This is a genomic window from Pseudomonas sp. NPDC089530 (assembly GCF_050280705.1).
GTDB lineage: Bacteria > Pseudomonadota > Gammaproteobacteria > Pseudomonadales > Pseudomonadaceae > Aquipseudomonas.
The window spans coordinates 97589-108819 of the sequence record NZ_JBNNVU010000003.1 but is presented as its reverse complement, the minus strand read 5'-3'; the positions used below and the strand labels follow the sequence as shown (position 1 = coordinate 108819).

General features: G+C 65.4%; 7 protein-coding genes. 2 read left to right on the top strand and 5 right to left on the bottom strand.

Translation table 11 applies throughout. The features are described from left to right. Nucleotides 1-17: 17 nt before the first annotated feature. A complete protein-coding gene (locus ACQKQA_RS02390; protein ID WP_427553106.1) occupies nt 18-2459 on the bottom strand; it encodes a TonB-dependent siderophore receptor in 2442 nt (813 codons plus the stop codon). Nucleotides 2460-2565: 106 nt separating this feature from the next. Next, on the bottom strand, nt 2566-4218 hold the full coding sequence (locus tag ACQKQA_RS02385; RefSeq protein WP_427553104.1) for a cyclic peptide export ABC transporter: 1653 nt from the start codon (nt 4216-4218) through the stop codon (nt 2566-2568). Between the two features lie 188 nt (nt 4219-4406). On the opposite strand from ACQKQA_RS02385, the gene ACQKQA_RS02380 reads away from it, so the two are divergent. After that, the gene (locus tag ACQKQA_RS02380; RefSeq protein ID WP_427553102.1) at nt 4407-5234 is read left to right on the top strand and encodes a N(5)-hydroxyornithine transformylase PvdF; all 828 of its coding nucleotides are present in this window, start codon (nt 4407-4409) and stop codon (nt 5232-5234) included. Between the two features lie 266 nt (nt 5235-5500). Here the strand turns inward: ACQKQA_RS02380 and ACQKQA_RS02375 are convergent, their stop codons facing one another. From ACQKQA_RS02375 to pvdM, 3 genes are read right to left on the bottom strand one after another with little or no spacing between them, the layout of a single operon-like run. After that, entirely contained in the window at nt 5501-6400 is a 900-nt protein-coding gene (locus ACQKQA_RS02375; RefSeq protein WP_427553100.1) for a formylglycine-generating enzyme family protein, read from the bottom strand. A gap of 46 nt (nt 6401-6446) precedes the next feature. After that, complete coding sequence (locus ACQKQA_RS02370; RefSeq protein ID WP_427553098.1) at nt 6447-7739, bottom strand: aminotransferase class V-fold PLP-dependent enzyme; 1293 nt, start codon at nt 7737-7739, stop codon at nt 6447-6449. A gap of 28 nt (nt 7740-7767) precedes the next feature. Then, nucleotides 7768-9129 (bottom strand): pyoverdine-tailoring dipeptidase-like protein PvdM, encoded by a 1362-nt coding sequence (gene pvdM / locus ACQKQA_RS02365; RefSeq protein WP_427553096.1) that lies wholly within the window; start codon nt 9127-9129, stop codon nt 7768-7770. Between the two features lie 229 nt (nt 9130-9358). On the opposite strand from pvdM, the gene ACQKQA_RS02360 reads away from it, so the two are divergent. Beyond that, a complete protein-coding gene (locus ACQKQA_RS02360) occupies nt 9359-10984 on the top strand; it encodes a PvdJ/PvdD/PvdP-like protein (protein ID WP_427553094.1) in 1626 nt (541 codons plus the stop codon). Nucleotides 10985-11231 lie beyond the last annotated feature (247 nt).

Sequence of the window (11231 nt, the reverse complement as noted above, 5' to 3'; positions counted from 1 at the left end):
GACGCGGGGCGTCGGGATCAGAAGTCCCAGCGGGTGGTGACCATGACGTTGCGCGGTTCGCCGTAGATGGCGGAGTTATAGAAACCGACGTTGGTGTAGTAGTACTTGTCGAAGATGTTGTTGACGTTGAGTGTCGCCGACAGGTTCTTGGTGACCTGGTAACGGGTCATCAGGTCCACCACCCAGTAGGATTCTTGGGTGATGTCTTCATTCCTGTTCTTGGGGCTGTTCCAGATCTGCTGCCAGGCCTTGTTCTGCCAGCGCGCGCCGCCGCCGACGGTCATCTTGTCCAGGTTGCCGGTGAGCTTGTAGGTGGTGTAGAGGCTGAGCTGATCTTCGGGCTCGAAGGTCGAGAGCTTCACATCGTTGTCGTCGCGCACCACCTTGTGGGTGTAGCCGCCCTGGACCTGCCAGCCCGGGGTGAGCTCGCCGGAAACTTCCAGTTCGTAGCCCTTGGTGGTCGCTTTGCTGCCCTTGTATGCGTATGGAAGAGTCGGGTTCTTGTTGTTGAAGTCGTCATCCGCTATTGGGCGGTTGTTTTCCTTGACCTCGAAATAGGCCAGGCTGGCGTTCAGGCGACCGTCGAAGAAGTCGCTCTTGATCCCGATTTCGTAGTTCTCACCCTCGTCTGGTTCAAGCAGCTTGCGATTGCTGTCGCGGTAGTAGTTCTCCTGGGGCATGAACACGTCGGTGTAGCTGGCGTACACCGAGAAGTTCTCGTTCAGGTCGTAGATCGCCCCGGCATAGGGAATGAACCGCCCGGACTCGGTGAAGCTCGGGGTCAGGCCGGTCTGGCTGTAGTTGACCACGCGCCCGCCCAGCAGCACTTTCAGGTCGTCGGTCACGTTCAGGCGGGTGGTCATGTAGGCACCGGTCTGGCGGATCACGTCGTCGGAGCGCTGCGACACCGGGCCCCAGTCGGGCTTGGGCAGGTTGCCGTGCCAGTTGTTGTAGTCCACGCGGTTGGGCACCGAGAAGGTTTCGTCCCAGTAACCCTTGCCTTTCCAGTGGGCCTTGCTGATCGAGCCGCCCAGCACCAGGTCATGCTCGCGGCCGAGCATGCTGAACGGGCCGCTGACATAGAGGTCGGCCGAGTCGCTGGTGGTGTCGCCCTTGTAGCGTTGCGCGTTGATTTCGGCGCTGCCGTCGGGCTGGGGCTGGTCGAACTGGATCGAGCCCATCTGCGCGTCATAGCCGTTGTACTTGTGGTCCAGTTGCAGCTTGGTCACCCAGCCGTCGCCCAAGTCGTGTTCCAGGGTGGCGAAGACGGTGCGGGTGTACTGCTGCCAGCTGCTCCAGTCGGTGGCGTTGCTGAACGAGCGCTTGGCGCTGTTGCGCTCGCCCTTGGAGTTGAGCAGCGGGAAGCTGCCGGACCAGGTGGAGCCCCTGGGGTCGTTGTCCTGATAGTCGGCGCCCACGGTCAGCAGGGTATCGGGCGACAGGTCGAACTCGACGATGCCGTAGAACACCGAGTTCTTGCTCGAGTAACGGTCGATGAACGAATTCTTGTCCTGGTAGGCGGCCACGGCCCGGCCGCGGACGTTGCCGGTTTCGGTCAGCGGGCCGCTGACATCCAGTTCGCTGCGATAGTTGTCCCAGGAACCTGCGCCCAGGGTGGCGTGGCCCTGGAAGTCGGCGGTGGGCTTCTTGCGCACCAGGTTGATGGTGCCACCCAGGGAGCCGGCGCCGCTGAGCAGGCCGGACGCGCCCTTGAGCACCTCGATGCGGTCGTAGATGGCCATGTCGCTCAGGGTGTTGCCCGCCGAATAGGCCACGTTGCGCACGGCGGAGGGAATGCCGTCGTACTGGAAGTTGTTGATCGAGAAACCGCGGGAGTAGTAGTTGGTCCGGTCGGTGTCGAAGGACGACACGGTGATGCCCGGGGTATGGCGCATGACGGCGTCGACGCTGTTGAGGGCGAAGTCGTCCATGTGCTGGCGGGTGACCACGCTGATCGACTGCGGGGTTTCGCGCAAGGTCAGCGGCAGGCGGGTGGCGGTGGCGATGGTGCCCGGGGTGTAGGAACCGGTGCCCTCGGTCACGTTGCCCAGCTGGTTGGCGGTGACCTGGGTCGGGCTCAGCTCCAGGCCCTCGCTGCTGGCACTGGCGGCGCTGAGGGTCAGCGAGTTGCCTTGCAGGCTGTAGCGGATGCCGCTGCCGCCCAGCAGGATGCCGATAGCCCGCTGCGCATCCATCTTGCCCTTCACCGCGGTGCTCTGTTTGCCTTGCACGTCCTGCGGGCTGTACAGCACCTGCAGGTTGGTCTGCCGGCCGAATTCCTGCAGGGCGCTGCCCAGAGATTGCACGGGGATGTCCAGCTCGATCTCCTGGGCCTGTACATAGCCGGCTACCGGCAGCGACACGGCGAGGGCCAGGGCGCTGGGGAGAAGGTTGATGTTCAGGGCCTTTCGCATGGATAGCGCTTTACTCAGAGGACTGAGACCGAGTAGTGCTGGCATGGATGCGTTCTCTTCTGTGTTTGGGGATGGCAGTTATAGGTATTTATTGCGGTTAATTCTCATTACCGATAGTGAGACGTTCATCCCTGAACAAACCGGAAAAAAATCAGGCCGGTTGCATTTCCTGCACCACCTTGCCGGCGTGCAGGCGCACCAGCTGGTCGGCGATATCGAAGTAACGGTCGTCGTGGCTGATCACCACGATGGTCTTGCCCAGGCGCTTGAGGTCCGGTAGCAGCTCGGTATAGAAAATCCGCCGGAAGGCCGGGTCTTGGTCCGCGGCCCACTCGTCGAACACCAGCACCGGGCGCTCTTCCAGCCAGGCGTTGACCAGGGCCAGGCGCTTGCGCTGGCCGGTGGAGAGGTCGGTGGTGGTGAAGGCGCCGTCCTTGATGCTGACCTTGTGCGCGATCTCCAGGCGGTCCAGGTACTGGGCGGCGCTGTCCAGGGACGGGCCGCCGCTGCCCTGGACCAGGTCGTCGAACAGGTAGTAGTCGGCGAACACCGTGGTGAACAGCTGGCGGTAGTCGTCGCGGGCCGGGTCGGTCACGGCTTCGCCGTTCAGGCGGATCTCCCCGGCCTGGGGCTGGTACAGGCCCAGCAGCAGCTTGATCAGGGTGGTCTTGCCGCAGCCGTTCTCGCCGACGATGAACACGATGTCGCCCTGTTTGATGCTCAGGTCGATCGGCCCCAGGTGGAACGGCTCGCTGCCTTCCACCGGCGGCGGGCTGTAGCGCACACCGCGCAGCTCCAGGCTGTGCACCACCGGTTTCGGCGCTTCGCTGTCGTCCAGCAGCAGGTGCGGTTCGGGGGAGGAGAAGCGTTCGGACAGCTCGCTGATCCGGCCGAAGGCGATCTTCGCCTTGCCCACCACCGGCAGGTAGGCCACCAGGTTTTCCAGCGGGCCCTTCATATACAGCAGCACCAGCACGAAGCCGGTGATCACGGTCGGGTCCGGGTTCGGGTAGTAGGCCTGCATGGCCAGGGCCAGGCCGATGACCACGAAGAACAGCATCGAGCCGAAGGTCTTGGCCAGGATGTAGATGTTCACCGAGCGCACCTGGATCGAGGCGATGCGGTCCGCAGTCTCCTGGATCCGGTAGGTGTTCATCCGATAGCGGCGCGGGCGGTGCATGCGCAGCTCCTTGGCGCCCGAGGCAATGGCGTTGTAGTAGCGCTGCAGTTCGTCTTCCTGGTCGCGGGCCAGGTCGAAACCGCGGATCCCCTTGCCGCCCGCCACGTACTGCACGCTGATGCCGATGACGATGGCGACCACCATCATCAGGAACATCGGCACCGACAGGTACGCCAGGTAGCCCAGGCAGCCCAGGGTGACGGTGGCGGCGATGGCCAGCGGGGTGAAGGCGAAGGAGAAGTCGCTGATAGTGTCGACGTCGTGGGTCAGCACCGGGATCAGCCGGTGGGAGCGATAGCGCTCGATCTGGCCGATGGGCGCCGACAGGACCTTTTCGCCCAGGTCCTTGCGCAGGGCGGCGATGATGCGCTGGCCCACATAGTTGGTGCCGATGTCCGAGACGATCGAGCTGGTCAGCGCCAGCAGGCACAGGGCGGCGAAGGTCAGGACCACGCCCTGGGTCATGCCGGTCTGCGAGTGCAGGGCGTTGTTGATGGTGGCCAGCAGCAGGGTGATGGCCAGGCCGCCGACCATGCCCAGGGCAACGGAAATCACCACCGTGGTGCGAAAGGGTCTGAGCAGGGCGAGCAGGCCGTGGAAGGCTCCGCGCTTGGGGTCGGTCATAAGGGGTTCCCGGGAGTGGATAAAGGGTCGGGGCATGCAGACCCGTACTCCTGACAGACGAAACCCTGGCGGCAGTATTTAGCTCGGGGGGCGGGCCACGGATAAATTGCCCGGGGCCTGGTTCGTTCTTGTGCTGTGGGCGCACGTGTATCGACGCAGTGCCTGATCCATTGAGCGAGAGCGAGCAAATGACGAAAAAGAATCTGGTGTATGTCTGGTCCCTGAGGAATGCGGCCGCCGACAAGGCGGGGCAGCCGGTGGCCTACAAGGATCACGAGCGCTATATGAAGTCGGTGCTGGAGTTCCTGGTGGAGTCGCTGAACCAGACGCCCCTGGGCGAGGCTTACGAGCTGGTCGGGGTGGTGTACGACGATGACGAGCAGTCGCCGCGGGACCAGCAACTGGTGAGCGACTACGGCTTTGCCTATCAGCCGGGCCGGCAATGGCTGTACCCGGCGGACCTGCGGGTGCAGGGGCGCCTGGTCAACGACCTGCTGCTCAGCGTGCCGTCCACCTATCGCCGCCATCCGCGGGGTTCGGCCGAGCATATCGCCGGCAAGCAGGATTTCGAGCGCCGTCTGCACGACACCCTGGTGGAGCTGAAGGCCGACATCGTGGTCCTCGACGGCCTGCTGGTGATCCTCGATGAGCTGGTGCGGCCGGGGGCGCCGTTCGCGCGGCGGATCATGAATATCCACCCGGGCATCACCCGTATCGAGTCGCCCTACGAGCGTCGCGGCGCCTACGCCACCTGGAATGCGTTGTACGGTGCCCGGGGGCAGAAAGTGGTGGACTGGGCCACCCGGGAAACCGTGCCGGTGGAGCCGCTGTACAAGACCGGCGCGTCCTTCCATTACGTGGACAACGGCATCGATTCCGGCGAGGTGTTCCACGACGTGCTCAACACCACCATCGCCCCGGACGACACCATCCTCGAGTTGCGCTGGAACAACTTCAACAACAGCCTGTTCCCGGCCCTGCACGAAGGCCTGGAACTGCTGGCCAAGCAGGGCTGAACCCCTTGGACGGGCGCCCGACCCGGCGCCCGCTGCGCGGTCGATCGCAGCCTCGCTGGCGCTCGACAGCGGCTACAGCGGCCTACCCCCGTAGCCGCTGCCGAGCTTTGGCGAGGCTGCGATCGGGGCGCAGCCCCGTAAAACCTGACGACGCGGTATGTCTGATGGATGGGGTTGTCGGGTTGGCGCCCGCTGCGCAGGCGATCGCAGCCTCGCTGGTGCTCGACAGCGGCTACAGGGCTGTAGCTGCTGCCGTAGGGAGGGGGTTACAGCTCGCGGACGACGCGGAAGCCGATCCAGTCGCCGCGGGTGCTTGGGTAGATGTTGTTGCGGTTGCCCGAGCGGGAGAACACCGGCGCTTCGCCCCAGTCGTTGCCGCGGATCTGCAGCGCTTCGCAGCCCGGCTCGACCCAGGCGCTGCCATCGGTGGGAGCGCCCACGTAGTTGGCGTGTTCGCAGTCGGCGATCCACTCGTAGACATTGCCGTGCATGTCGTACATGCCGAAGGCGTTGGCCGGGTAGCTGCCCACCGGCGAGGTGAAGCTGTAGCCGTCGGCCGGGCCGTAGGTGTTGGCGTGCTGGGCGATGTTGTAGCCCTTGCCCTCGTCGAACGGGAACGGGAAGGGCCCCTTGGAACCGGCACGGGCGGCGTATTCGCGCTGGGCCTCGCTGACCATCTGGTAATGGTGCCCGGTCTTTTTCGACAGCCAGGCGACATAGGCCTGCACATCGGCGAAGTCCATGCACACCGCCGGCTGGCGCGGGCCCTGTTTGTAGCGCGGCTTGCTGGCGATGCATTCACGCCCGGGGCGGGTGTCGCCGTTGGCGATCACCACGCCGGTCTGCTTGACGTAGCTGTCCCACTCGCCGGCGGTGATCTGGAAGCGGCTCATGGCAAAGGGCTTGGCGAAGGTCACGTCATGCATCGGGCTTTCGTCCGGTTCGCGGCCGACCTCGTCGTCCGGGGTGCCCATGGTGAAGGTGCCGGCGGGCAGCACCACCATTTCCGGGCAGTCCTTGCAGTCCTTGAACACCTGGCCCGGTTGCGGTGTGGCGGCTTGCGCGCCCTGGGACAGCAGGCTGCCGAACAGGGCGAGCAGGGACGCGGCGCAGAGTTTTTTCAACGGCAGCGGCGGGGCGGAGGGGTGAGTAGATCTAGTGGTCATGAGTCATCTCGAAGGTAGGCAAAGGTGGATCGCCAGCGGCGCGGTCTCAGAGTTTTCGCGCCAGCAAGTCCATGAAACGGTCGATCTGCGCTTCGTCGTTGAGCAGTCCGGGAGCGGTGCGGATCACCGGGCCGACGTCGCGGTCCACGGCATCGGCCACCACGCGGTTCTGCATCAGGTAGGTGGCGACCGCGTCGCAGTCCTGGCCCTTGACCCGGAAGAAGGTGAAACCGGCGGACAGCTCGGTGCTCAGCGGCGTGACCAGTTCGATCTGCGGGTGCTGCCGCAGGCGTTGTTTCAGGTAGCTGTTGAGGCTGTGGATCCGCGCCTGGACCTCGTCCTTGCCCAGCTCCAGGTGCAGCTTGAAGGCTTCGTCCAGGGCCCAGCGGTGCTCGAAGGCGTGGAAGCCGCCGGGGGACATCGAGGTGGCGAAATTGTTGTCCTCGGAGAAGGTCGGCACCGTCGGCGTGAGGTCCTTGAGTTCCTCGGAACGGGCACAGACGATCCCGGTGCCGCGGGGGCCGAACAGCCACTTGTGGGTGCCGGCGATGAAGAAGTCGCAGTGCATCTCCGGAAAGCTCAGGTCTTCCACGCCGAAGCCGTGCACGCCATCGACCACGTAGAGGATGCGATCCGCCTCGGCGCGTTCGCGGTTGAGTTCTTCCACCAGTTGGCCGATCTGGCCGATAGGCAGTTTCACCCCGCTGCCGGACTGCACCCAGGTCATGCCCAGCACCCGGGTATTGGGGCGGATATTGCGCTTGATCGAGCCCAGCACTTCGTCCGCCGACACCGTATGGGCGTTCTCGAACAGCTTGATCTTGCGCACCTGGGTGCCCTGTTTTTTCACCCGGAAGTCCAGGCTGTACTCGGTGGCGTAGTGCTCGTGGACCGTGGTCAGGATCTCCTGGTCGGGGCGCACATGGATGCCGCCGTAGATCAGCGCCAGGCCTTCGGTGGTGCTGCCGGTCAGGGCGATCTGCCCCGGCTTGGCGTCCAGGTAGCGCCCGGCCCACTGGCGCACTTGCGCTTCGCGCTTCCAGGTCTCCTGCAGTTCCCAGTCCATGGCCAGGCCGGGGTTGCGGTCGATGCTCGCGCGGTGGCGGGCGATGGCGTCGCGCACCGGCTTGGGGTGGGAGGTCACCAGGAAGTTGGAAAAGTGCAGGTAGTCCGGATCCTGGTCGAACAGCTGGCGCAGGCGCTGCCATTTGTCCCCGGCGGCCGGCGCGTCGTCGCGAGCGTCGTCGGCCTGGGCCAGGGCGGCGAGGGCGGTGTTGCCCAGGGGCAGGCCGGCGGCCAGCAGGCCGGCCTGTTTGAGAAAGGTACGGCGGTCAGTCATGGTTGCGCTTCACTTGTCGGCAAAAGAATCAACGGTTGGCCACGGGCTGTACGGAAGGGTTCGCGGCCTTCTGCACCTGGTCCCAGACCCGCAGGAAGTTGCCGCCCCAGAGCTTGGCGATGTCCGCCTCCGAGTAGCCGCGCGACAGCAGCTCGGCGGTGACGTTGCGGATCTCGCCGACGTTCTCCCAACCCTTGACCCCGCCGCCTTCGTTGAAGTCCGAGCTGATGCCGACATGGTCGATGCCGATCTTGCGCACGGTGTAGTCGATGGCGTCGCCCAGGTCCTTGAGGGTCGCCTTGGGCTCTTCCTCGAGGATGGCGTAGAGCTCGCTGGCGTACTGGCCGAACCGCTGTTCCGGCCAGGCCGAGATGATCGGGTCGCCCGGCATCAGGGCCATGGCCAGGTTCGGCAGCGGTGGCAGGTCGAAGCGCGCGCGCAGGGCGTTGAGCTTGTCCTGGGTGGGCTGGGTCAGCGGGCGCAGGTACTGCGAGAAGCCGACCACCTGGACCACGCCGCCGCTGTTCTTGATCAGCTGCATTTCCTTGTCGCTGAGGTTGCGCGGGATATCCACCGAGGCCCGCGGCGCCGAGTGCGAGGCCACCATCGGCGTGCGGCTCAGTTGCGCCACCTGCTCCAGGGCCTTGGTCGACATCTGCGAGACATCGATGATCACCCCCAGGTCGTTGAGGCGATGCACCGCCTGCTTGCCGATGTCCGACAGGCCGTCGAGGGCGTCCGGCGAGTCGTTGAAGAACGGCAGCGGCCGCGAGGAGTCGGCCCAGGCGTTGTTGCCGATGTAGCTGAAACCGAACATGCGCATGCCGCGGGCGGTCCACAGGTCCAGCAGGTTCAGGTCGTTGCCCAGGGGGTAGGCGTTGAGCATGCTGATGAAGATCGCGAACTTGCCTTCGCCGTGCAGGCGGCGGAAATCGTCCGGGGTGTAGGCGATGCCGACCTGGTTGGGGAAGTCGCGGACCATGCCGGAGATGATCTTGTAGCGCACCTCCTGCTGGTTGCGCGCTTCCTCGACGAAGCCTTCGGTGGGGCGGTGCGGCGCATTCGGGCCGTTCCACATTTCCGGCCAGCCGAAGATGGTCAGGGCGGCACCAGAGAGACGCCCGCGATTGGCCTTGACCAGGTCGAACTGGCCGCCGCCGTCCTTATCGAATTCGTTGCCGGCGGCGCCGAAGTCCAGCGGCAGGCTGATATGGCTGTCGAACGACAGCAGGCGTTCCTGCAGCTCGTCGGCCTGCTTGATGACCTTGACCGGGTAGCCGGGGTTGCCACGGAACCAATAGTCCCAGGCCAGGAAACCTGCCCCGACGCTGACGGCCAGCGCCAGCGGCAGACCGATGTAAAGAGCCTTTTTCGAACGTGGTTTTGTCATTGCCATCTCAGTCGGGTTCGCCGTCAGGGTGTACGCACCGGGGTGCGGGCGTGCCGGTAGCGGTGCGCCTTTTGCTATCTGGGAGGAACGAGTGAGGTCGGTGGAAAATTAGGCTCCGTGGCCGCTCTGTGTGGCGGGCGCCGGGCTTTGGCGGCGAGGCTAAATTTCCCCGTTCAGCAATCGTCCTAGCTGGGATAAAGCCTGCTTCAGGGCTGACACAGGTAGGGCAATGACGATTTCTCGACGAGGGTTTATCGCAGGCTTGGCGCTCACCGGAGCCGCGGTGCCGGCGGCCATGTATGCGCACCGTGAACTGACGCGTGAGGAGGAGCCGGTGACCCCCGGCGAAGCCACGGTCGATCTGGCGGACACCGCCGGCCAGCAGTTGGCGGACAAGCTGCGCGGGGTCTGGACCCTGCGTTTCGAGGGCGCGGAGGGTGGCCTGGCAGGGCTGCCGCGCCAGGGCCTGGAGCTGTTTCTCGACGTCGCCCAGCGTGGGCGCGGCCTGCGCGGTTGCCTGGATAGCGCCGAGGCGTTGCGCGGCACCGCCGAGCCGCGTTACCAGGTGGTGGGCGATCTGCTGGCCCCCGACCCGCAACAGCTCTACTGGCGCCTGGTGAGTGCCGACGCCAGGGACGGCGCGCCCTGTTATGAATTCAGCGTGAAGCTCGACGAAGTCTGGGCCGATTTCGGTAATGCCGGCAGCGGCACCCTCAGTGGTCGTATCCAGCGCCTGGACCGGTCGCTGGCGCTGCCCGAGCAGGACAATCGTTTTGTCGCCACCAAGCAGCTGTTCCCCGAAGCCCGCCAGCGCATCGGCCTGGACCCGACGTTGCTGGCCTGGCTGATTTCCCCCGAGCACCGGCTGTTCCACCAGCTGTGGCATGCCTCGCGGGACAAGTGGCACACCCTGTCCGAAGAAAAACGCGATGCCCTGCGCGGCATCGGCTGGCAGCCCGGTCCGCCCGGCCGGGAGCGTGACGCCCGGGGCAAGCGCAAGGACCGCAACGGCTCGGGCATCGACTTCTTTTTCATGCACCGGCACATGCTCGGCACCGCGCGCTCCATGCAGGATTTGCCGTCCTGGTCGAACTTTCCCACGCCGCAGCCGGAGCTGGCCCGCGACCGCCAGGGGTTCGCCCGCTATTTCGACAACCACGACGGCTTTGCCTTGCCGCCGACCTGGCTGGCCAGCGACGACGCCGACTACACCCAGTGGGTCAGCGATATCAAGACCGCCGAGACCTACCACAGCAATTTCCAGGTCTGGGAGTCACGCTACCGCGACCCGCGCTACCTGGCGACGCTGAGCTTGGGGCAGTTCGGTTCCGAACTGGAGCTGGGCCTGCACGACTGGCTGCACATGCGCTGGGCCTCGGTACCGCGGGACCCTTCCAATGGCGCGCCGGTGCCGTTCGCCCGGGATCCGGCGGACTTCGCGGCACGTTGGTACGCCGCGGAAAACGACTTCCTCGGCGATCCGTTTTCCTCCCATGTGAACCCGGTGTTCTGGTCGTTCCACGGCTGGATCGACGATCGCGTGGAAGACTGGTTCCGCGCCCATGAGCGGTTCCATCCGGGCGAGGTCAGCCGCCTTGAAGTCAACGGTGTGCCCTGGTTCGCCTCCGGGCGCTGGGTCGAGGTCGACGACCCCTGGCTGGGGCCGGACACCCACGGCTGCAGCACCACCCCGGGCCTGCAGGTAGGGCGTTCGGTGGAGATGGACCCGGAAACCATGAAGCTGGCGCTGCGCATCACCTACGCCGAGGAAGACAAGCTTCCCGAGCTGTTCCGCAAAGTGCCCAAGCGGCCGTGGTACGCCCGCCACCTGAAAGTGCGCGAGCGGATGCTGTAACACCGCATCGTCTGGCCCGGCGCCCGCTGCGCAGCCTCGCTGGCGCTCGACAGCGGCGACAGAGGCTTACATCCATTCCCTGTAGCCGCTGCCGAGCCTTGGCGAGGCTGCGATCGGGGCATAGCCCCGTAAAACCGGGCGGCGCGGTGTGTCTGATGGAGGGTGTCGGCTGATCCGGCGCCCGCTTCGCGGTCGATCGCAGCCTCGCTGGCGCTCGACAGCGGCTACGCAAGCCCGGCGTTTGTCA